Source organism: Pseudohongiella sp., from assembly GCF_011050365.1.
GTDB lineage: Bacteria > Pseudomonadota > Gammaproteobacteria > Pseudomonadales > Pseudohongiellaceae > Pseudohongiella.
Genome location: NZ_DRFV01000010.1, coordinates 14,531 through 36,269, shown reverse-complemented (window position 1 = coordinate 36,269; position 21,739 = coordinate 14,531). Strand labels below are relative to the sequence as shown.

Genomic DNA, 21,739 nt, shown 5'->3' with positions numbered 1-21,739 from the left:
GGTCCGTTTCGCCTGAATGACGATTGCAAGTTCGTGTCACAGGCTGCGTTCGAATGCCAGCATCTTGTCTGCCACGCGCTGACTGTCTACTGAATAATTGCCAGCATTGATTTGCTCTCGCAGAGCGCTAACGCGCGAGGCATCGGTATCGGGTAGCTGCTTGATGCTGGTCTCAAGCGACTGCAGGTCTGTTGCTCGACTGCTGATGGACACTGCATCAGGCTGACCGCTGCCGCCCTGGTTGCCCACATTACCATTGCCGACACCAGTGTTAGTGTTATCGGTATTGGACTGGGTCCCGCTTTGACGAACGCCGCTGCGATTGTCCGTTGCTGTCGATGTATTGCTAATAGTAGGAATACTCATAGTCTGATACCTTGACTTGTCAACTCATCAGGTTACTTCGCGACGCCAGACATTGGCGTTCGGACCTGACCAGTCATAAGTGTTTAACCTTCTATCCGGTTTAACGGCAACCTTTAGGGTAACTTTAGTGTGTCACTGACAAAAAACAACTAAATCCGATAAAAAAAATGTAAAAACAGTCGCTGATCTGGTGAGTTGGTGACAATTTACCGTCAGTCCCTGTTGTTGTCGCGTAAAAGGCCCGCCATGCGAGCGTCAAAAAATCACTTTAACTTCACCGGCGCCGGTGACCACCGCTTGCACAACCCGATCGGAACTATTGTTCCTTACCGGAATCTGTTTGCCGGCTTCACCCGCCTGCAAAGCAATGCCGGTTTGTCTGATAGCAATGCTACCACGCTCTGCGGTCAATACCACCATATCGCCACGTTGCACCAATACCGGTGCCTCCAGCAAGTCGATATTGAGGACTGTGTCTGCACTTATCGCCCGGCGCACTGCCTGACCAAGAGCCACCGTCGGATCCATGATGACCTGGCCGCGCAACGTGCTGATGTCACGCTCTTGCAGCGTTATGTCGCCGGCGCCAACGATACTGCCGCGGGCCAATGCCCGGCTGCTGACCACAATGTCCTGGAATACTCTGACACTGGCGGCCACATGGCGCGTCCACGGGCTGTCATCATGGCATTCAACACGAACTGTAACGCGCCCGCCGTTGGGGCTGAGCCGATTGACTGTTGGCAGCAAAGGTTCCGCGCACACCGGCACCTGCAGCCGGGGGTCAAGCGTGGCAACGTCGATCTCTATGCGGCCTGGCTCAGTGCCGTAGGCAGATTGCAATTCGCCGAACGCAGCCTGTCGCAGGCGCTCGTTGCCGCTTGCGCCGGGCGGTGATGCTGTCGCCACGGCAGTCAACGGGCCTGATGTTGCCAGTACCAAAAGCACGGCGGCCATTTTGAGTTTTAATGAAGATAGTTGTCGATTGTCTGCTGTCATTCGTCAAAACCTTGGCGTTCAGCGTAGTTTTTCAGCCGTTTTGCTGTATTCCTGTTAGCTGAAGCAATAAATGTGCCGGGATCATTGAATTATTTATGGTCTCAGGCCTTATGAAACGCTGCTGTTGGACGACAACTGTAGCCAGCATGAATGTTTTTTTAATTTCGCTATCTGACTTTGCAATCGATAATAGGAGCCTGTGATGGCCGGCGTTCTTGACAGCGTTAATCAACGAACACAACTGGTGGGACAGAATCGGCTGGAGCTGCTGATGTTCCGGCTCAATGGCAATCAGATGTACGGCATCAACGTGTTCAAGGTAAAAGAAGTCCTGCCTTGCCCACCGCTTAGCGTATTGCCACACAGCAGTCGTGTGGTTCGCGGCGTTGCTTACATCCGGGGCCGCACCATCACTGTGCTTGACTTGAGTATCGCCATGGGCAGCCGGGCCCTGCAGGATGATGGCAAAGGCTTTATCATCATCGCCGAATATAACAACTCGGTACAGGGATTTCTGGTAAGTGGCGTGGACCGTATCGTCAACCTGAACTGGGAGACCATTCATTCGCCACCCAAAGGTTCAGGCCGGTCTCACTACCTGACCGCAGTAACCGAAGTGGACAACAAGCTGGTGGAAATCCTGGATGTGGAGCGGATCCTGGCTGAGGTGGCGCCGGCGCCACGCATACTCAGTGAAGCCCTGGTCAGCAAAACAGTGCGTACCGAAACCATCAACACTGTGCTGATTGTTGATGATTCCAGTGTCGCACGGACCCAGATAAAGCGTTGCTGTGAGGCCATCGGCCTGAACACGGTGGTGCTCAATGATGGCAAACAGGCATTCCTGCATTTGCAGGCTATGGCTGAAGCGGGTGAGAATCCGGCAGATAAATATGTTCTGGTTATTTCTGATATTGAAATGCCGGAAATGGACGGTTACACGTTGACAGCATCCATCAAGAACGACCCCAGACTGAACAGCTTGCATGTGATGCTGCATACCTCGTTGAGCGGGGTGTTTAACCAGTCGATGGTAGAAAAAGTGGGTGCTGACGATTTCCTGGCCAAATTCCACCCCGATGAGTTGGCCCAGCGTGTGCTGAAACAACTTGAGCGCCGCCAGACTCCCGCGTAAGCCGGTGATCAGAGTTAACTATGACTGACGAACAACAGTTTGCAGCGGAAGACTACCAGGTGTTCCGGACCTTCCTGAGTCAGGCCTGCGGCATCGTTTTAGGTGACAATAAGCAGTATCTGGTGGCAAACCGTATCCGGCGCATTCTGGAAGAACACCAGATTACGACCCTGAGCGCATTGGTGAGTCGTATCAATCAGCATGCGGTGCCGGGGCTGCGTGAAAAAGTCATCGACGCCATGACCACCAATGAAACGTTCTGGTTTCGCGACAGTGCGCCATTCGATGCTCTGCGTGACGTGATTCTGCCCAGGCTCATCCTGGAAGAAAAACGCAGCAGTTTACGTATCTGGTCGGCAGCCTGTTCGTCGGGGCAAGAGCCTTTCTCCATCAGCATGATTTTCGAGGAGTTCAAAGCCAGGCATCCCGGCGTGTTCATGCGCGACCCGGAAATCATTGGCACCGACATTTCCGCGTCCATGCTGAACAATGCCAGGAAGGCAGAGTATGATGGTTTGAGCGTGAGCCGGGGGCTCAGTGATGCGCGCCGGCAGATGTTCTTTGATGAACTGCCCCAGGGGCGATTTCGACTTAAATCCGGCATTACCAAGCGGGTCAGCTTCAGGCCGCTCAATTTGCAGGATACCTATGGCAGTCTGGGACGCTTCGACGTTATCTTTTGTCGTAATGTACTGATTTATTTCGCCGCCGATTTCAAGGCGGATATTCTGCGCCGAATGCGCAACAGCCTGAACCCGGACTCGTACCTTCTACTGGGTGCGTCGGAATCCTTGCCGGCGACCATTAGTAATGAGTACAGTATGGAGCGCCTCAGCGTTCATACCAGTGTCTATCGAAACCAATTGCCGCCAGGCGGCAAAGCGTAGACCAAATCTCAGGCAATCCCTTGCCGCTGCAGTGTTTCTCTCTTCTTAACCTTCTGAAAAATAACCAGTTTAATTACTGGCACGGGTCTTGCTATTTCTTGCTGTCTTGAATCGGCAACGTTAACAGCAGGAATCAACCGATGGCCTTAAACTTCAACAATGCACTAGGTGTTCACGAGCAGGCGCTGATGCTGCGCACCCAGCGTACCACCATGCTGGCGAGCAATATCGCCAACGCTGACACCCCCGGATACAAAGCCCGCGACATGGACTTCGGCAGTGTGCTGGCGCAGGCCACATCCGGTCGCAGCGATGTTGCCATGCAGCAGACCCATAGCCGTCACATCACCGGCATGCCCGGCCTGAATGATCCGGCGGCGCTGTACCGGGTGCCATCACAACCTTCGCTGGACGGTAATACCGTCGACGAACAAATCGAAAATGCGGCCTTTGCCCGCAACGCGCTGGAGCATCAGGCCAGCTTCCAGTTTCTCAACGGCAAGTTCACGGGCATGATCAAAGCCCTGAAAGGAGAGTAAGCATGAGCCTGATGGGTGTCTTTGATATCGCCGGATCCGGCATGAGCGCACAGTCACTGCGTTTGAATACCACCGCCAGCAACATGGCCAATGCCAACAGCGCTGCCAGCAGTGCCGACCAGACCTACCGTGCCCGCCATCCGGTGTTTATGCCGGTGATGAGTTCGGCCATGCAGGATGCCTTTGCCGAGCCGGCACACAACGCCGCCTCTACCAGTGTTCGGGTGGCCGGCATCGTGGAGGACGCACGACCATTGCAGCCACGCTACGAACCGGGCAACCCGATGGCGAACGAGGAGGGGTACGTGTTTTATCCCAATGTCGACATCGTGGAAGAGATGACCAACATGATTTCATCGTCACGGGCGTTTCAGCTCAATGTGGATGTTATGTCAGCGGCCCGAACCATGATGCAGCGTGTATTGACGCTGGGTCAGCGTTAAGCGGCCAGAGGAGTATAGAGCATGGAAATTAACAACAACACCGCATTGAACAGAGTGCTGACTGAATACGCGCCGGCTGAGAAAAACACTGCGCCCAACAATAATGAGCTGGGTCGGGACGCTTTCCTGAAACTGCTGGTTGCCCAGCTGGAGAATCAGGATCCGACCAAGCCTGAAGAGAACGGGGAGTTTGTTGCACAGCTGGCGCAATTCTCACAGCTGGAAGAAACCCAGAAGATGGGCGGCAACTTTGAACAGTTTGCATCGGCGTTTCAGTCAACTCAGAACTTGCAGGCAACATCACTGGTCGGGCGACTGGTTCACGTCGAATCTGATTTCAGTCCGCTGGGTGAATCCGGTGGCATCAGCGTGCTGGCTGAGTTCGACAATGCCGTACAGTCAGCGTCACTGACCGTCTACAACAAAGGTGGCGAAATCGTTGACAGTTTCGAACTGGGGCAACAACCCGAAGGACAGCAGGAGTTCATCTGGACCGGCACCGATGCCAACGATGAGCGCTTTCCGCCCGGCAATTATTATTTTGAAGTATCCGCTTCCAGCGGAGGAGAAGCCAGCAGCGTACCGGTTTATCTGAGCGCCAATGTTAACAGCGTAACCATCGAATCCGGTGGTTCTCTGACGCTCAACCTGGCGGGCATCGGCAAGGTTGCCATGGATGACATTATCCAGATCAATTAATACCAAACATACCATTTTAATAAAGATTAAGCAGAAGAGGTGTCATCATGAGTTTTATTATCGGATTGAGTGCGCTCAATGCAGCGCAGCAGGAAATCAGCGTCACCGGTAACAACATTGCCAACTCCAGCACAACCGGCTTCAAGTCATCACGCACAGTGTTTGGTGATGTATACGCCGCATCAGTATTGGGCGGCGGTGGCACCCAGGCTGGTAGTGGTGTCTCCCTGCAAGAGATCAAACAGAACTTTAACCAGGGCAATATCAGTTTTACCAACAGTACGCTGGACATGGCCATCAACGGCGAAGGCTTCTTTGTGCTGAGTGGCGAGTCCGGCGTCAGCTATACCCGGGCCGGTGCCTTTGGTACCGACAGAAACGGCTTCATTGTAACCGGGGCCGGTGAGCGTTTGCAGGGCTTTTCGCCTTCTCCGACCGGTCAGCCTACCGGCGGCGGCCCCCTGGAAGACCTGCGCGTCACCACCGGTGAGATTCCTCCGCGCGCAACCACGACGGTGTCTTCGGTGATCAACCTGGATGCCAGTGCGCAGCCTTCAGCGCTGGTTGGCACCACCATCACCAGTAACAATGGCCGCTCGAGCGCGCCGGTGGCAATCACTGCAGGTGATGCGCTGGAAAACGGTTATGAGGCCAACAGTATCAGCGTCTTGGGCAGCGACAATGTCACGCGCCTGATAGATGTAGCGGCAAATTCTTCGGCCAATGCCGTTGCGCAGCAGTTCTCCGCCGTCAACGGTGTCACGGCCCGTGCCACCAGTGTCGCCTATCTGACCAACTTCAATGCCGGTCCCGTCAATTTCAACATTGGCGGTCTCAATTTTGCTGCCGACTTTACCGCACCAGCTGTGGTGGCTGACGAATTGCAGACACTGGCAGACTCCATCAATGCCACTGTCACCAACGTCAGCGCCCGCGTTGTGGGTGGTACTGACCTTGAGGTGACGCACAACACCGGTGCGGATCTTCGCTTCCACGGCGGCGCAACCGGGGCTGGCACGTTTGACGTATACGGCTCTGAATACGACAGCACCGATGAAGAATACACTCGCTCGACAGATGGTCCGGTGACTGTTGATACCGCGACCGGTGACTCCGTGTTGGTCGGCGGTATTGTGAATTTTACGCTGGAAGAGAATGTTACCTTCACGGCGGCGACTGAAGACAGCGAGGGTAATGCCATTGACCAAACCACGGTGACCGGCAGCATCTTTGGTGACATCAGCGCCGAAGATGCCCTTGATGGTATACCGTTTTCAACCAATCAGTTTGATCCTGGAAATCCGGATACCTATTATCGCTCCACCGCTGTGACCATCTATGACTCACTGGGTAACCAGCATTCACTGACGAAGTACTTCGTCAAGGAGCGTCCGGATGAAACCGACAGCAACAACCTGTGGAGTGTTTACCTGCAGGTGGATAATCGCAATATTGGTTATGACCCCAACTCCACCGATGGTGAGCCGGTACTCGCACGTTTCGACCTGCGCTTCGACAATAATGGTATTTACGATCCGAACCAGAGCCCCATTCAGATCACCAACTGGACGCCGGTAGACAGTCTGGGCCGACAGCAAGGTGCCGGACCGATTCCGGGTGACCCCAATGTCGCCGGGCAATTGACCAACTCAAACTTCACCATTGACCTTAGCCAGTTGACCCAGTTTGGCGGTGACTTCTCAGTACAGTCGAATAATCAGGATGGTTTTGCCAAGGGACAGTTGACCGGTCTGGAAATCAACGACCGAGGCCTGGTATCGGCACGATTCTCCAACGGTCAGTCACGGGCTCTGGGTGAAGTGGCGCTGGCCAATTTCTCAAACCCGGCCGGGTTGTCCAATCTGGGCGGCACCAAGTTTGGCGAAACCAGTGAGTCGGGTACTGCGTCAGTCTCGGGCGCTGGTACCGCAGGTCTGGGCGCCATCCAGTCCGGTGCGCTGGAAGACTCCAACGTCGATCTGCCGGCGCAGCTGGTGCAGCTGATCATCTCGCAACGTAACTACCAGGCCGCGGCCCAGGTGATTTCGGCGCAGGATACGGCAACGCAAACCATCATCAACCTGTAAGTTAATCGCTAACGGCCCGCCGAAAACCGGAGTACACCATGGATAAAGCAATTTACATCAGCATGACCGGCGCCTCGCAGACCATGCGGGCGCAGACCATCCATGCGCACAACATGGCCAATGCCGGCACCACCGGTTTTCGCGCTGACCTGGAGCAGGCGCGCTCCATGCAAGCGTTCGGACCGGGCATGCCCTCGCGAGTGTTCAGCATGGCTGAAAATCCCGCCAGTGACTTTACGCCCGGCTCGTTGCAGGTAACCGGCAATGCGCTGGACATGGCGGTGCAGGGTGAGGGCTGGATTGCGGTGCAGGCACCTGATGGTTCCGAAGCGTACACCCGTGCCGGCGATCTGTCGGTCAGCCCGTTTGGCGAACTGTTGACCGGCAGCGGGTTGCCGGTGCTCGGCAACAATGGTCCAGTCGCCTTGCCTCCGTACGAATCAGTTGCCGTCGGCAGTGACGGAACGGTGTCGATCCGGGAGCTGGGTCAGGGCGCTGAAGTATTGGCGGCCATCGATAGAATCAAGCTGGTGGACCCGGGCAACGAGCAACTGATCAAGGGTGGTGACGGCCTGTTTCGCCGCGCTGACGGCACGGATTCCGTGGCCGACGGCGCGGTAACACTGGTCTCCGGTTATCTGGAGACCAGCAACGTGAACGTCGTTAATTCCATGGTGGAGATGATCAGTCTGACCCGCGCCTATGAAATGAATGTGAAACTTATGCAAACCGTGCAACAGAATTCCGAAGCATCGGCACGGCTTTTGCAAATCCAGTAAATAGACAGCTAGCAGACCCTCAGGGGAGTTAACAACATGCACTCAGCACTTTACGTATCACAGACCGGCCTGGCCGCTCAGGACAAGCGCCTGACCGCGATCTCCAACAATCTGGCGAACGTGGCAACCAATGGTTTCAAACGCGACCGTGTAGTGTTCGAAGATTTGTTATACCAGATCCAGCGTCAGCCCGGTGCCAACTCAACCCAGAATACAGAGCTGCCATCTGGCCTGCAGCTCGGTACCGGTGTTCGCGTAGTGGGCACACAAAAGATTCATAGCCAGGGCGCTTTGCAGAACACCGGCGAACCGCTTGACGCTGCAATCAATGGTCGTGGGTTCTTCGAAGTACAGATGCCGGACGGCAGCACCTCTTTCACCCGTGATGGCCAGTTCCACCTGAGCGCTGACGGCGAGCTGGTGACGGCGTCAGGCATGCTGATCAACCCGGGACTGACTGTGCCGCAAGGCGCGCAGTCACTGACCATTGGTACCGATGGTGTGGTCACTGCAAAGCTGCCCGGACAGGCGCAACCGGTCAATATCGGCAACCTGACGCTGGTCGATTTTGTTAACCCTGCAGGCCTGCAGTCACTCGGTGGCAATCTGTATGCAGAGACTGTGTCCAGCGGCAACCCGCAGCAGTCGGCGCCAGGCACTAACGGTCTGGGCCTGATCGTTCAGGGCTCTCTGGAAAATTCCAATGTGGAAGTGGTGGAAGAGCTGGTGGACATGATTACCACGCAGCGCGCCTATGAAATGAACTCACGGGTGATATCGAGTGCTGACCAGATGCTGCAGTTCATTACGCAAAATCTGTAAGCCCGGCAAATTGAGGATAAACGTGATGCCCAAGCGACAAATGATACAGATCCTGACCCTGCTGCCGGTGCTGATACTGGCCGCGTGCGCCTCGCGTTACCCGGCGCCGCCGAGTCCTGATGATCCGCGCTACGCACCGGTGTCGTCCTGGCAGCAGCCGCCGGCAAGAGTCGCCGATGGTGCCATTTACCAACAGGCAACGGCTATTAATCTGTATCAGCGCCGGGCGCACCGCCTGGGTGATGTACTGACGATCAATCTCAATGAAGCGACCAGCGCCACCAAGTCTTCAGGTACGTCGTTCAGCCGCGACAGCTCGGCCAATGTGGGTAACTCAACCTTACTGGGCAATGTATTTGACACCACTACCGGCGTTAACGGGGGCTCCGAATTCGACGGCTCCGCCAACAGCGATCAGAGTAACCAGTTGCTGGGCAATATTACCGTGACGGTCACTGATGTGTTGCCCAATGGTCTGCTGGAAGTGCGCGGTGAAAAATGGCTGCAGATCAATCGCGGCAGTGAATTCATCCGCATCAGCGGACTGGTCCGCACCGCCGATATCGCGCCGGACAATACCATTGAGTCGAGCCGGGTGGCCGATGTCCGTATCGCCTACAGTGGCACCGGTACCCTCGCCGACAGTAATGAGCCGGGTTTGTTAAGCCGGTTCTTTGTCAGCAACTGGTGGCCGTTGTAACGCCCGGCCACCTGTAAACCATTTTTACCAGTCAACGTAAACCTGAGGCATCACATGTTCATACAACAGCACAGTCAGTTTAAGAAGTCGTTGCTTGCCGGCCTCCTGATTGCCATGCAATTGCTGTTGCTGGTGACACCGGCGCACGCTGATCGCATCAAGGACATTGCCACGCTCAATGGCGTGCAGTCCAACCAGCTGACCGGGGTCGGCCTGGTGACGGGTCTTGACGGGTCGGGTGACCAGACCACACAGGCACCGTTTACAGCGGAATCGTTTGCCGCCTACCTGGATCAGTTCGGTATACCCATGCCGTCGGGCCAGAATTTCCAGTTACGCAATGTCGCCATCGTTTCGGTACAGGCCGAACTGCCTGCATTCACCAAACCAGGGCAGAACATTGACATCACCGTATCGTCACTGGCCAACGCAGCAAGTCTGCGTGGCGGAACCCTGGAGCGCACCTTGCTGACCGGTATTGATGGCGAGGTGTACGCCATAGCCCAGGGTAACCTGATCGTGGGTGGTCTGGGTGTGCAAGGCTCCGACGGCTCCAGCATTACCATCAACATCCCCAGTGTGGGCCGCATCCCCGGTGGTGCGCAGACGGTGCGTGAGGTGCTGACAGCGTTTAATGTCGGCGACCACATCACGTTCAATCTCAAGCGTGCTGATTTCACCACCGCGCGTCGTCTGTCCAGGGCCGTCAATGATTTCATGGGCGCGGGCACTGCGGAAGCAGTCGATGCTGTTTCTGTCCGCATCCGCGCCCCGGCTGATCCGCAGGCCCGGGTCGCTTATGTGTCCGAACTGGAAAACATTCAGATCGAACAGGGTGACGCATCGGCGCGGGTAATCGTCAATTCACGTACCGGTACCATTGTGATTGGTGAGCATGTGCGGGTGTCGCCGGCGGCGATCACGCATGGCAGCCTGAGTGTGACCATTTCGGAAAGTTTTGGCGTCAGTCAGCCCGGACCGTTCTCCGACGGTGAAACCGTGGTCGTGCCGCAAACCAATATCAACGTGACCGAGGAAGACAGTCGCATGTTCCTGTTTGATCCCGGCACCACGCTGGCCGATATTGTGCAGGCCATTAATGCGGTGGGTGCAGCGCCGGGCGATCTGGCTGCCATCCTTGAAGCCCTGAAACAATCCGGTGCCCTGCGCGCCGACCTGATTGTGATCTGAGGACGGCATCATGACCCTGAGCATGCAAGATGCCTCTGTTTACACCAACGTGGGTGGTCTTAACTCGATCACCCAGCTCGGGCGTGAGAATTCGCCGGAAGCCTTGCGTGAGGTGGCCAAACAGTTTGAATCCATGTTTATCAACATCATGCTCAAAGGCATGCGCGCCGGTGAGGAAGCGTTATTCTCCGAGAATTACCTGCGCAGCAATGAAACCAAGTTTCATCAGGAAAGTTTCGACAACCAGATCAGTCTGGATATTGCCAATGCGGGCGGTATTGGTCTGGCTGATACCTTGCATCGTCAGTTGATGCAGCGTTATGAACCACCGGCCGTAGATCGTCAGGCATTTGATGGTGCGCTAAACGATGTGCGTCGTTATCCCGGTTCCGCTGTTCGCAACGAGCCGGGTGTGCCCGCGAGCCAGGTAGCTGACAATTTCGTATTTGAGTCACCTGACGCGTTTGTAGAGAAATTGTTGCCCATCGCGAAATCGATTGCTCACGAGTTGGGTATCGATCCGCGCGTCATGGTAGCGCAATCGGCGCTGGAGACTGGCTGGGGACAGAAAATGATCATCGGTACGGATGGCAAGCCCAGCTACAACCTGTTTGGCATCAAGGCCGGCGACAGTTGGCAGGGCGACAGCGTCAGTGTCAGTACGCTGGAATTCCGCGACGGTGCCATGCAGCGTGAGCGAGCTGACTTCCGTGCCTATGGTTCATTCGAAGAAAGTTTCCGTGATTATGTGGACCTGTTGCGTTCACAGCCACGTTACGCTCCGGCATTGCAACATGCAGCTAATGCCGATGCGTTTGGTCAGCACCTGCAGGACGCGGGTTACGCCACTGATCCGCAGTACGCGGACAAGATCAGTCGTGTACTGCGAAGCCGTGCGCTGGGAGTGAACTGAGATGAGCAACCTGATCAATACCGCCATTAGCGGCATTCGCCTGAACCAGACGGCCCTGTCAGTGACCGGTAACAATATCGTCAACGCCAACACAGAAGGCTATAGCCGTCAGTCTGTATCGCAGTCGACCACCATTTCTATAAGCACTCCAGCGGGCTATCTGGGTACGGGGGTGCAGGTCAATGATATTTACCGTAACACGGAAAAGTTTCTCGTTGACCAGGTCGTTCAGGATATCGCCGCACTCAGCAATCATGATACCTACCTGTTCAATATCTCGCAGACCAACAACCTGTTGGCATCCGAACAGACCAGTCTGTCCAGGGCCATGAATGATTATTTTGATGCGCTGAATGAGGCTGTCAATGACCCCGGTTCATTGTTGGGCCGTCAGTTATTAATGTCCCAGAGCCAGCAGATGGTGTCCAGTTTCGAGGGTGTGGAGTCGCGCCTGTCGGAGCAGAACCTGTCAGTCAATAAACAGATGCAGGCAGCGGCCGGTGCAGTCACGTCATTAGGCCAGCAGATCTCCGAACTCAACCAGGTTATTGCGGACTCCCAGGGCGGAGGAACAGCGCAGAGCCCCAATGACCTGCTGGATGAACGTGATACTCTGATTCGTGAATTGTCAAAGTATGTCAACGTTTCCACGATCAATCGAGAAGACGGCGGCATGGATGTCTTTATTGGCCAGAATCAGCCACTGGTGGTTGGGTCGGAGACGCAGAAGCTGGTCGCGAGTCCGGGCAATCAGGACTCCAGCCGATATGAGCTGTTTTTCAGCAAAGGTACGGAGTTGCAGAATATTACCCGACAGATGGCCGGTGGCGAGCTGGGCGGTCTGGTGCGTTTTCGCAACGAGGCGCTAGACCCGGCGCTGAATTCCCTTGGGCGTATAGGTCTGGCAATCACCGAGGGCATCAATCAGCAGAACAGGCTGGGTATGGACCTTGAGGGCAGTCTGGGCGGCAATGTCTTTGCGGATATTAATGAAGCTTCGCTGGCCAGCAGTCGTGTTAGGGACGACAGCCGGAATTCGCCTCCTTTCAATAAAGACATGAGCATTACCATTGATGACCTTGCATCCCTGACCATTAGCGACTATGAGCTGACATTTCCGGGACCGGGCGGGCAGCAATACAATATTGTGCGTAAATCCGACGGTGAGGTCATGGAAAAGGGCATGCTCGGCAACGCCCGTCCGCAGGAGATCAGCATCGACGGCTTTACCCTGCATATTGATGCAGGCACATTCACTGCCGGTGACCGCTTTCTGTTGCAACCGACCCGTAGCGGAGTGGGGCAGATGCAGATGCAGATTACTCGACCGGAAGAGTTTGCTTTTGCCTCGCCGCTACGTATTGATACCGCCAGCGCCAATCAGGGCGGGGCTGAGATACTGGCTACCCGGGTTATCAGCACCGATACCGCATTATTTGCCAAAAATGGCAGTTTCAGTCCGCCGCTGGGTATTCGGTTTACGTCGGCCACGACCTATGATGTGCTGGACTATTCCAATCCGGCAAACCCGGTGCAGCTGGAGCCGCCACTGACCAATTTACCCTTTGTGCCGGGGTCACAGAATCCATTGCTGCCCACAGACCCTGATGGGACCACGGTGAGTACTGACACTGCCGTGGCGGGCCTGTTGCAGCTGCCATCAACGGGCAACGGTTACCCCGGTGAAACCATCAGGCTGGAGACAACCGATCCAGACACCGGTTTCATCAATCAGCAAAGTGTGACCGCTGCCGCCGGTGAGCAGGCCTCGGTCACAGCCAGCCGGTTGTCAGCACTCAGTGGTGTCAATGCCACGGCCTATACCCGAACCAGTCTGCAGGATTTTACTGCCGGTGCACCGGGAGAAGCCTTGCAACTGACTTTGAACGGTGTCGATATTACCGACCCGAACTATGTATTGCCGGGTGAATCAGTCGCGCAGGATGTGCCAGTGCCGCTGACGGCGGATTTCCTGCGCGACAGGATTAACAGCAACCCGGACCTGGCTGCTCTGGGGATCAGCGCCAAAAGTGACGGCGTTACACTCAGCGTTTTTGCCAATACCGGTATCGATCTGAAATTCAGTGTTGATGGTGGCGGTTCGCTGACGGTTGGGGATGATGCAGATCTGGTGACGGCGCCACTCCCGGCCGACCCCGCAGTAAACTTCACCGTCGGTGGCAAGATCGATGTGCAGATGGCCGCCAACACGACGTTAAGTTCTGATATCAGCGCCGGGCGGTTTGGTGCCTCGCCAACAGCAAACAAGAACTTTCTCGGCATACAGATCAACATGACCAGTGGCAGCGGCCTTGAAGGTCAGCCCAAGGCCGGCGATACCTTTACTGTCAACTATAACAAGAATGGATCTGCAGACAGTCGTAATGGCTCGGCCATGCTGGCGCTGGCGAGCACATCAATCTTGTCTGACGGCAATCTGTCTTATCAGGATGCCTACGGCCAGCTGGCAGAAAAACTGGGTATTCTGACCAGTCAGGCACGTGTCAATCAGAGTGCCAGTGAATCCATGCTGCGTCAGTCAATGGATGCGATGCAATCGGTGTCTGGCGTGAACCTGGAAGAAGAAGCCGCGCGCCTGATTCAACTGGAACAACATTACAATGCATCCGCGCGACTGATCGGGCTGGCACGGGATCTTTTCGATACCCTGCTGAATATGTAAAAGTCGAGGTGACCTTTAAATGACCGTCAGACTATCAACCAGTCAGATCTACAACCGCGGCCTGAATGCCATGCTGGATGTGCAGAAAGCAGCCAATCACACACAACAGCAGATTTCCACCAACAAGCGCGTGTTGTCACCTGCCGATGACCCAATTGCGGCTGCCCGAATCCTGCAGCTCAGGCAGGAGAAGGCCAATACCAACCAGTTCAACAACAGCCTGTCTACGCTTGATAATCGTCTGCAGCGCGAAGAAACGGCTATAGCCGGTATCAGTGACCAGATTCAAAAGGCACAGGAATTGATTACCCAGTCAGGTAATGCCGCGTTGAACAAGGATCAGCGCAAATTTATCGCGGTAGAGTTGCAATCTCTGGTCGATGGTATGGCGCAGTTGATGAACAGTCGCGATGCCAGCGGTGAGTATCTGTTTTCCGGCTACCAGGGCAAGACACAGCCTTTTGAGAAAGGTGCCGACGGTCGATACGCCTACCAGGGGGATGAAGGCCAGCGCTTTATCCAGGTAGGGCCGGTGACTTCGATTGCCGCCAACGACTCGGGCTACGAAGTATTCATGAATATTCCCGGTGTGGAATCGGGCTTCAGGGCCAGTGCCAGCGAACGTAACACGGCGGTTCCACCGGCTCGCATGGATGGCGGTGTCATCCGCGACCGCGAACAGTTCGAGCGTTTTTACCCGGAAAGCGCGGTGATTGAATTCAACTCGGAAAACGAGGTTTCGCCACCCGGGGTCAATTTCAGTATCCGGCAGGTTTCCGACGGGCGCGTGATCAGCGAGAACCTGCGTTATGTCTCTGGCAACAACATTGAATTTAACGGGCTGTCAGTCCGTATTCAGGGGAAGCCGGCACCGGGTGACACGTTTATGGTGGAGTCGGACAATCGCAAGGGCCTGCTGGGCGGCATTGAAGACTATATCCAGGTATTGCAGCAGACGGGCAACTCCACAGCCGACCGGCAGATAAGGGATCAGGCCCTGAGCCGGACCATTACCAATCTGGACGGTGCCCAGGGCAAACTGCTGGATACGCGTGCTGCTATTGGCGCGCGTCTGAATCAGGTGGAGTCCGCGAAATCCAGCAATGATGATTTTGACCTGGTGATTGATACCGCATTGTCGGAGCTGGAGGACCTTGATATTGCCAAAGCAATTAGCCAACTGACACAGGAAACCTTTGTACTGGAAGCGGCGCAGGCCAGCTTCAGCAAAGTCAGCAAATTATCGCTTTTTAACTACTTTTAAAAATATTTGCTGTTCATCCTAAAGAAACTATTTATCTGCCGATAAATATTCCTTGATGCGATTTTTCATCAGATTCAGGCGTCGTGATTCGGCGCCGAGTTCGTCGCGATTATTTTTTACCATCTGAACAATATCGCTATCCTGGTCACGAATTTTTTTGATATCCTGCTGAACGATCGGGATCAGATCCTGGATCAGGGCCTCGCGGAAAAAGTGTTCCAGTGCCTGCTCACGTTCGCCGTGCAGACGATCAAGGTTATCCCAGTCCTGGCGCCTTGCACTGTGCAGTAATTGCTCAGATAGCGCCATGATATGTTTCCAGGCTGCTAGCTGTGTGGCGCGAATTTCGGTTTGATCTGGAAAAGCCATACGAGTCGATTCCGTTATGCCTGTGATTGGTGAGCATATAGTAGTAGCGGCTGATCAGGATAGTATCAAGTGCAATGCACTATAACCACTTCGGCAATAAAGTTCTAATCGCTTCGAAAAAAAGTTCTAAAGAAAATTAATTTCTGCCGAGCTGCGAAAAAAATCCCTCCTGCGCCTAAAGCTTTGATTTTCTGTGTCGTTAAACGTGATAACGCATAAGGTTGAGCACACTTAAGACTCTCCGGATGCGGCTCGGTTTAATACGTAAACTCAGGAGTAACTAAGCATGGCTCAAGTCATAAATACCAACATTGCTTCACTGAACGCGCAGCGTAATCTGAACAGTTCACAGGCCGGTACTAACCAGGCTCTGGAAAGACTGTCTTCAGGTCTGCGAATCAATAGCGCGAAGGACGATGCGGCCGGTTTGGCGATCTCCACGCGTTTCGAATCACAAATCAAAGGTCTGAACGTAGCGATCCGTAACGCAGGTGATGGTGTGTCTCTGGCACAAACTGCGGAAGGTTCACTCGGTTCCATGACCGAATCATTGCAGCGTATCCGCGAACTGGCTCTGCAGGCTTCTAACGGTACCAACAGCTCGGCTGACCGTGAAGCACTGAACGCAGAAGCACAGCTGCTGATCGAAGAGGTTTCACGTGTTTCTGAAGGTGCTAACTTCAACGGTGTAAACCTGCTGGACGGCTCACTGAGCACATCCTTCCAGGTTGGCGCCAATGCCGGCGAGACTATCGGCGTGTCCATCGGCAAGCTGACCTCTGATACGTTGGGTGTATCCGCCAAGTCTGGCGTCAGCGCTACTGCTACCAGCAGTGCTTTGAGCGGCGGCGACCTGACCATCAACGGTGTCAGCGTTGGCGCTTCGCGCGCTTCTGACGACTCATCCTCTACCGATCTGGCAAGCGCCAGTGCTATCTCTAAAGCAGCAGCTATCAACCGCGTATCGGCTGACTCGGGCGTGACCGCTCTGGTTGATGAAAACGTTGCTTCTGGTAGTGAAATGACCGCCTCTGCGCAAGCCGGCACCATCACTATCAACAACACTGTTATCAGTATTGAAACCACGGGTGATGCAGACTCTTCACGTTCCGCTGTGGTCACTGCGATTAACGCACAATCGTCTCTCACGGGCGTCACAGCGATTGATACCGGTGACGATGCCTTGGGTGTCAGCCTGGTTGCGGAAGACGGTCGTAACATTGAACTTGACCTGAGCACCAGCGGTACATTGACTGCGGCGTCAACAGGTCTGGCAGCGTCCGGCACCTACACCGGCGGCGTTACCCTGGTTGCCGACAGCGGCACTAACAGCATCGCCATCGATGGCAGCAATACAGCGGCTGCTGGTCTGGCCTCAGGCACCTACACCGCTGGTGTAGCAAATGTCAGCTCGACTGCGCGAACTGCGGGTCCTGGTACAGCTGCTGAAGCAGGTGCGGTTGGAGGCACCACGGCTGCCAACGTGGCATTCGACTACAGTGCAGGCATACAGGCAGAGCTGGCGACATTGAACGGTGGTGTCCAGTTGAGTGCAACCGGTACTGATTTCTCGGCTGCATCGGCCGCCGCTGTTACCGCCTCAACTGGCGTTGATCTGTCATCTATCAGCAACAACTTTACTGCCAACGGCACGCAGGCTGTGCTGACTGGCACTGCGGCCCTGAGTGCCACTGGTACGGACTTCAACACTAATACTGTCGCGTTTACCTTGAGCGTGGTTGATGGCGACAACTACGATGTTCTTATCAACACTGACTACACGGATACCGCTAATGGTGGAACATTGGGTGATGGTAATACTGCGCTGCTAGGCGATATCAACACTCAGCTCTCTGGTTCCGGTTTCACTGCGTCGCTGAATGGTAGTAACCAGCTGGTTCTGACTCAGGATACAGCGTCGGATCAAACAGCGATCTTCACTGCTGGTTTCGCTGCCACGGACGCCGACACAGTTTTTGGTTTTACCAGTGCCAATGATACTGCTGTGGGCGTCGCTGACACCGCAACCGGCTCATTTGATCTGGAGATTGATGGTCTGGGTACTCAAACCATCGACCTGACTTCTAACGTCACCAGCAGTGCCGATTTGCTGTCTGCCATCAATGGACAGATTCTGACTGACTTTGGCTCACAGGCTGCTACGGCGTCACTGGATGGCGATAACAACCTGGTGATCACGTCTGCAACAACTGGCGCTACCAGCCTTACTACCGTCAGCAACCTGCAAGGCAGTTTGGCGGGTGGTGCGATTCTGGGCCTGCAGAGTGGTGCTACAGATACAGGCTCTGCTGCTAACGACATTTCGTTTACCATTACATCGACTGATGGTGGCACAGATACAGTAACGCTGAACACCAGTTACACAGATGCTGATATTGGCGGTGGCGCTGGCAGCGGTAATACGCAGCTGCTGACCGATATCAACTCAGCCATTTCCGGCTCAGGCTTCACCGCTTCATTAAACGTCGACAATGAGCTGGTGTTTACCGAAGACGCGAATGGTGGTGATACCATTACCTTTAACGATGCCGGCGGTGCTGTAAATGCTGCTACGGCGTTGGGTCTGGGTGAAGGTTCAACTGACACCGGCGTGGTGGCGGTCGATCCTGACAACGCTACCTTTGATGTCTACGTTAATGGCGGCACTGTACAGAGCGTTAACGTTGACAACAACGTTGCCAGTGAAACTGATCTGTTGAACGAAATTAACGGTCAGCTGACCGGCGCGACTGCGTCTATCAACGATGATGGCGAACTGGTGATTACCTCTAACACAACGGGTGACAGCAGTTCAGTCCAGATTGCCAATCTGGGTGGTAACGCGGCTGCCGAATTGGGCCTGGTCGCAACGTCTGATTCAGGTGCTGATGCCGGCGCGGCTGGTTTTGCCAATCTGGCAGCAGGCGACATGGTTATCAACAGCATCAACATCGGTGCAGCCAAGGCAACAGATGATACGTCCTCCTACGCGGGTGCTGCGTCAAGCAGTAAAGAAGCGTCTGGTATCTCTATCGCAGCAGCCATCAACCGCTCCACTGACTCTACTGGTGTAACGGCAACGGTCAATGCGACATCTACGTCCGGAGCATCGGCGGCAACAGCTGGTGTGGCTGGTGATACGGCAACATTGTATATCAACGGCGTTGACGTCAACATGACGGTTCAGGCTGATGCTGACTCTAACCGGGCATCTGCTGTAAACCAGATTAACTCGGTATCTGGTCAGACGGGTGTCATTGCTGAAGATAACGGTACCAGTGTTACATTGACTGCTGCTGATGGCCGTAACGTATCATTGGCGATGAACACCAACGGCGGCGCCACTGCTGCAAACTTTGGTCTTGGTGGCGTGGGCGAGTCAGACTTCGGCTCTGGTGCTGTTGATAAGGCTGCTGCAGACGCGGTGGCATCAACAACTTACTCTACGGTAACCCTGAGTGGTGCAGGTACTATCGAATTGTCAGGTGGCACAAACGGCAATGACGATCTGGCCGCGCTGGGTTTCCAGAAGGGCGACTTTGGTGGCGCAGTGTCCGGTCAGTTCCTGAATGAAGTGGATATCTCCACTCAAAAGGGAGCAAATGAAGCTCTGTCAGCGATCGACAATGCCTTGAACTCTGTGAACAGTGCCCGAGCTGACCTCGGTGCGGTGCAGAACCGGTTTGAAGCGACGATCTCCAACCTGGCGATCAACTCTGAGAACCTGTCTGCTGCCAACTCGCGAATCCGTGATGCGGACTTCGCGGCCGAAGCGGCTAACCTGGCACGATTCCAGGTACTGCAACAGGCTGGTATTTCCATCCTGTCACAGGCTAACGCCTCTGGTCAGCAGGTTCTTTCACTGCTGCAGTAAAACAAAAGCTAAAGTCCGCCGGGCGCCTACCGATAAGATGGTAGACGCCCGGCGGATTTCCGCTTTCCGGGAGCCTCTGAATAAGACTGTGTCTACTCTGCGTGAGCTCACAGTCTTATTCAGAGGCTTCTCCAGGTCGCTGGCGATTCAAAATGTAGTCCGGACACCCGTCCGGATTATCAGTTAAGGATGCTTGTGTGGGAGGCGCGCTGTGAGTGAAATCAGTATCACCCGATTCCAGCCTGCGGTCGTTGCCAGGGAGAAGGTCAATTCTGTCCAGGCCGTCGAGAATGAGGTAGGAGCGGAGCATACTGACAATACACCGGACGACAAGGGCTCAGGTAAACAGGGCTCAGGTAGACAGGAATCCGGCAGGCAAACGGCCACCAACAGGGAGTCCGAAACGCATGGCAACGGCAAAAATACGACTGCTGTTCAGTCTGATCATGCAGATGCCTCGGCCGAAGAAATTCTTGAGCAGGCCGTCACCAAACTCAATCGTTATGTACAGACTGTGAAGCGGGATATTGTGTTTGATATTGATCCGCTGAGCCAGGAACCGTCAGTGACCGTCGTCGATCGCGAGTCGCGCAAAATATTGCGGCAGTTTGACAGCAAAGAAGCGCTGGAACTTGCCAAACAGATTGACACCGAAGAACCCATTTCATTGTTCAAGACGCAGGTTTAGCTGCCCCGGGCATGCAAGCCATCAGGTAATCTGAGGCACAAAAAAGGCGACCCCGATAATCTGGGCCGCCTTTTTTTTGGCTCAGCCAGCAGCGCCGGCTGATATCAGTTTTGCTGTTCTGCTGCTTCCGCCTCAGCCCGGCGCGCGCCGGCCAGGGTACCCGCCAGAGCGTAGTTGCCTTCGTGACAGGCATACTCGTAAAGCGGGTCGTCATACGCAGTCAGCGCCAGCTCACCGGTAAACGTGGACTCGAACACCGTCGGATCATTCACTGTGAAGGAGTAAATGATCTTGCTGTCGGATTCCTTGCGGAAGCGTTCGGTCACGGTCAGGTTCTCCGAGGCGCCGCGGAAGCTTTGCCAGGGGTTGAAGTGTCGGGTCTCCACCACCAGCGTGTCACCTTCCCAGCGGCCAATGGAGTCGCCCATCCATTTGTTCATGACGTCGGCGGTAGCGTCATGCCGGTCCTGAATCTTGATGATACGGGCGTCATGAACCATCTCTGCCACGATCACCACATAGCCGGGTGATTGCACGATCTGATAATGGCTGTTGTACATCACCGGCAACATGGGTGGCCCGGAGTTGGAGCCAAAGGAGAGCAGGCAGCGTTCACCAACACCGCGGCCTTCGGGGCCGTCAAAAGGATCGGGGCCGGTTTCCCGCTGCCGGGCTCGCTGCGCAAGAAATTCATCCGTGTAGCCGGGCATTTGTCCGTCCGGCGGATCGATGATGATGGAGGTGCGGAATTCGCCATCAATGGTAGGCATGAACATGCCGCGGTCGGTCCAGAACAGGTCGTAGTTGCCGACCGGAGGCAGGTCCTGAGCCGGCGGTGGTGGTCTGTTCGGATCCAGTGGTTCGTTGTCCTGCTCCACCGCCATCTGGGCTGCACGCTCCAGCTGAAAGGCCTCTTCACGACTGTAGGCCTGTTGTTCGCCCAGTTCGCGCGGACGCGTCAGCGGAGTCACCGTGGCATTTCGCCAGACACCCTGCAGGTCAGGCGCACCGTATGAAGTACGGGGCACAGTATAAGCGTCGTCGTTCTGTTGTTGCGCGATGACAGTGACGGAGAGTAAACCCGTCGCCAGTATGCCGGTTCCCAGCAACGCCACGTGGCTGGCGAGCGATTGTCTATTGAACATAGCTTATTCTCCTTATTGTTCGTTCCTGATTCTAGCCAAGGTTAGTGTCGGTCTCAATCGTTTGCGACAGTTTAATTACCAGTGTGATGCGTTTTACCGGTTTCCCGGAGACTCAGACCGGCAAATCATTGCCGTTCTTGCCTCGGCAGAGCGGCA

Annotated in this window: 19 protein-coding genes; 15 read left to right on the top strand and 4 right to left on the bottom strand. The window is 55.0% G+C overall.

The genetic code is table 11. The features are described from left to right. Window positions 1-36: 36 nt before the first annotated feature. Both flgM and flgA read right to left on the bottom strand, forming a co-directional pair. Entirely contained in the window at window positions 37-366 is a 330-nt protein-coding gene (gene flgM, locus ENH71_RS08830) for a flagellar biosynthesis anti-sigma factor FlgM (RefSeq protein WP_294134451.1), read from the bottom strand. 255 nt (window positions 367-621) lie between these two features. Continuing rightward, window positions 622-1,365, bottom strand: a complete 744-nt coding sequence (gene flgA, locus ENH71_RS08825; protein ID WP_294134454.1) for a flagellar basal body P-ring formation chaperone FlgA — start codon at window positions 1,363-1,365, stop codon at window positions 622-624. Window positions 1,366-1,567: 202 nt separating this feature from the next. Between flgA and ENH71_RS08820 the strand changes: the two genes are divergently transcribed. From ENH71_RS08820 to flgL, 13 genes are all read left to right on the top strand, one after another. Further along, window positions 1,568-2,500, top strand: coding sequence for a chemotaxis protein CheV (locus tag ENH71_RS08820; protein WP_294134457.1), 933 nt, complete (start codon window positions 1,568-1,570; stop codon window positions 2,498-2,500). A gap of 20 nt (window positions 2,501-2,520) precedes the next feature. Next, window positions 2,521-3,387: a CheR family methyltransferase gene (locus ENH71_RS08815; RefSeq protein ID WP_294134460.1), complete on the top strand. Its 867-nt coding sequence runs from the start codon at window positions 2,521-2,523 to the stop codon at window positions 3,385-3,387. Between the two features lie 140 nt (window positions 3,388-3,527). Continuing rightward, the gene (gene flgB / locus ENH71_RS08810) at window positions 3,528-3,926 is read left to right on the top strand and encodes a flagellar basal body rod protein FlgB (RefSeq protein ID WP_294134466.1); all 399 of its coding nucleotides are present in this window, start codon (window positions 3,528-3,530) and stop codon (window positions 3,924-3,926) included. Between the two features lie 2 nt (window positions 3,927-3,928). Further along, entirely contained in the window at window positions 3,929-4,369 is a 441-nt protein-coding gene (flgC, locus tag ENH71_RS08805) for a flagellar basal body rod protein FlgC (RefSeq protein ID WP_294134468.1), read from the top strand. 21 nt (window positions 4,370-4,390) lie between these two features. Continuing rightward, window positions 4,391-5,068, top strand: a complete 678-nt coding sequence (locus ENH71_RS08800; protein ID WP_294134473.1) for a flagellar hook assembly protein FlgD — start codon at window positions 4,391-4,393, stop codon at window positions 5,066-5,068. Between the two features lie 47 nt (window positions 5,069-5,115). Then, the gene (locus tag ENH71_RS08795) at window positions 5,116-7,155 is read left to right on the top strand and encodes a flagellar hook-basal body complex protein (protein ID WP_294134475.1); all 2,040 of its coding nucleotides are present in this window, start codon (window positions 5,116-5,118) and stop codon (window positions 7,153-7,155) included. Between the two features lie 38 nt (window positions 7,156-7,193). Further along, on the top strand, window positions 7,194-7,934 hold the full coding sequence (flgF, locus tag ENH71_RS08790; RefSeq protein ID WP_294134478.1) for a flagellar basal-body rod protein FlgF: 741 nt from the start codon (window positions 7,194-7,196) through the stop codon (window positions 7,932-7,934). Window positions 7,935-7,970: 36 nt separating this feature from the next. Beyond that, on the top strand, window positions 7,971-8,756 hold the full coding sequence (gene flgG, locus ENH71_RS08785) for a flagellar basal-body rod protein FlgG (protein ID WP_294134481.1): 786 nt from the start codon (window positions 7,971-7,973) through the stop codon (window positions 8,754-8,756). A 25-nt stretch (window positions 8,757-8,781) separates the two neighbouring features. Continuing rightward, the gene (gene flgH / locus ENH71_RS08780; RefSeq protein WP_294134483.1) at window positions 8,782-9,456 is read left to right on the top strand and encodes a flagellar basal body L-ring protein FlgH; all 675 of its coding nucleotides are present in this window, start codon (window positions 8,782-8,784) and stop codon (window positions 9,454-9,456) included. 54 nt (window positions 9,457-9,510) lie between these two features. Next, entirely contained in the window at window positions 9,511-10,647 is a 1,137-nt protein-coding gene (locus tag ENH71_RS08775; RefSeq protein WP_414704704.1) for a flagellar basal body P-ring protein FlgI, read from the top strand. 10 nt (window positions 10,648-10,657) lie between these two features. Next, window positions 10,658-11,560, top strand: coding sequence for a flagellar assembly peptidoglycan hydrolase FlgJ (gene flgJ / locus ENH71_RS08770; protein WP_294134487.1), 903 nt, complete (start codon window positions 10,658-10,660; stop codon window positions 11,558-11,560). Between the two features lies 1 nt (window position 11,561). Then, window positions 11,562-14,243 (top strand): flagellar hook-associated protein FlgK, encoded by a 2,682-nt coding sequence (gene flgK / locus ENH71_RS08765; RefSeq protein ID WP_294134489.1) that lies wholly within the window; start codon window positions 11,562-11,564, stop codon window positions 14,241-14,243. Between the two features lie 19 nt (window positions 14,244-14,262). After that, complete coding sequence (gene flgL, locus ENH71_RS08760; protein ID WP_294134491.1) at window positions 14,263-15,507, top strand: flagellar hook-associated protein FlgL; 1,245 nt, start codon at window positions 14,263-14,265, stop codon at window positions 15,505-15,507. A gap of 27 nt (window positions 15,508-15,534) precedes the next feature. Here flgL and fliT read toward each other — a convergent pair whose 3' ends face one another. Beyond that, complete coding sequence (gene fliT, locus ENH71_RS08755) at window positions 15,535-15,876, bottom strand: flagellar protein FliT (RefSeq protein ID WP_294134495.1); 342 nt, start codon at window positions 15,874-15,876, stop codon at window positions 15,535-15,537. A 286-nt stretch (window positions 15,877-16,162) separates the two neighbouring features. Here fliT and ENH71_RS08750 point away from each other — a divergent pair, with 286 nt between their 5' ends. Together ENH71_RS08750 and ENH71_RS08745 are read left to right on the top strand one after the other, a co-directional pair. After that, window positions 16,163-19,750, top strand: coding sequence for a flagellin N-terminal helical domain-containing protein (locus ENH71_RS08750; protein WP_294134499.1), 3,588 nt, complete (start codon window positions 16,163-16,165; stop codon window positions 19,748-19,750). Between the two features lie 211 nt (window positions 19,751-19,961). Next, on the top strand, window positions 19,962-20,438 hold the full coding sequence (locus ENH71_RS08745) for a flagellar protein FlaG (RefSeq protein ID WP_294134503.1): 477 nt from the start codon (window positions 19,962-19,964) through the stop codon (window positions 20,436-20,438). A 104-nt stretch (window positions 20,439-20,542) separates the two neighbouring features. Here the strand turns inward: ENH71_RS08745 and ENH71_RS08740 are convergent, their stop codons facing one another. Then, the gene (locus ENH71_RS08740) at window positions 20,543-21,583 is read right to left on the bottom strand and encodes a hypothetical protein (RefSeq protein ID WP_294134510.1); all 1,041 of its coding nucleotides are present in this window, start codon (window positions 21,581-21,583) and stop codon (window positions 20,543-20,545) included. Window positions 21,584-21,739 lie beyond the last annotated feature (156 nt).

Coding starts and splice junctions, on each gene's coding strand:
- ENH71_RS08750 (WP_294134499.1), top strand. CDS start 16,163: ATGGCTCAAGTCATAAATACCAACATTGCTTCACTGAACGCGCAGCGT.
- flgA (WP_294134454.1), bottom strand. CDS start 1,365: ATGACAGCAGACAATCGACAACTATCTTCATTAAAACTCAAAATGGCC.
- ENH71_RS08820 (WP_294134457.1), top strand. CDS start 1,568: ATGGCCGGCGTTCTTGACAGCGTTAATCAACGAACACAACTGGTGGGA.
- flgC (WP_294134468.1), top strand. CDS start 3,929: ATGAGCCTGATGGGTGTCTTTGATATCGCCGGATCCGGCATGAGCGCA.
- flgL (WP_294134491.1), top strand. CDS start 14,263: ATGACCGTCAGACTATCAACCAGTCAGATCTACAACCGCGGCCTGAAT.
- flgB (WP_294134466.1), top strand. CDS start 3,528: ATGGCCTTAAACTTCAACAATGCACTAGGTGTTCACGAGCAGGCGCTG.
- flgH (WP_294134483.1), top strand. CDS start 8,782: ATGCCCAAGCGACAAATGATACAGATCCTGACCCTGCTGCCGGTGCTG.
- ENH71_RS08795 (WP_294134475.1), top strand. CDS start 5,116: ATGAGTTTTATTATCGGATTGAGTGCGCTCAATGCAGCGCAGCAGGAA.
- flgJ (WP_294134487.1), top strand. CDS start 10,658: ATGACCCTGAGCATGCAAGATGCCTCTGTTTACACCAACGTGGGTGGT.
- ENH71_RS08740 (WP_294134510.1), bottom strand. CDS start 21,583: ATGTTCAATAGACAATCGCTCGCCAGCCACGTGGCGTTGCTGGGAACC.
- fliT (WP_294134495.1), bottom strand. CDS start 15,876: ATGGCTTTTCCAGATCAAACCGAAATTCGCGCCACACAGCTAGCAGCC.
- flgK (WP_294134489.1), top strand. CDS start 11,562: ATGAGCAACCTGATCAATACCGCCATTAGCGGCATTCGCCTGAACCAG.
- ENH71_RS08800 (WP_294134473.1), top strand. CDS start 4,391: ATGGAAATTAACAACAACACCGCATTGAACAGAGTGCTGACTGAATAC.
- flgF (WP_294134478.1), top strand. CDS start 7,194: ATGGATAAAGCAATTTACATCAGCATGACCGGCGCCTCGCAGACCATG.
- ENH71_RS08815 (WP_294134460.1), top strand. CDS start 2,521: ATGACTGACGAACAACAGTTTGCAGCGGAAGACTACCAGGTGTTCCGG.
- flgM (WP_294134451.1), bottom strand. CDS start 366: ATGAGTATTCCTACTATTAGCAATACATCGACAGCAACGGACAATCGC.
- ENH71_RS08775 (WP_414704704.1), top strand. CDS start 9,511: ATGTTCATACAACAGCACAGTCAGTTTAAGAAGTCGTTGCTTGCCGGC.
- flgG (WP_294134481.1), top strand. CDS start 7,971: ATGCACTCAGCACTTTACGTATCACAGACCGGCCTGGCCGCTCAGGAC.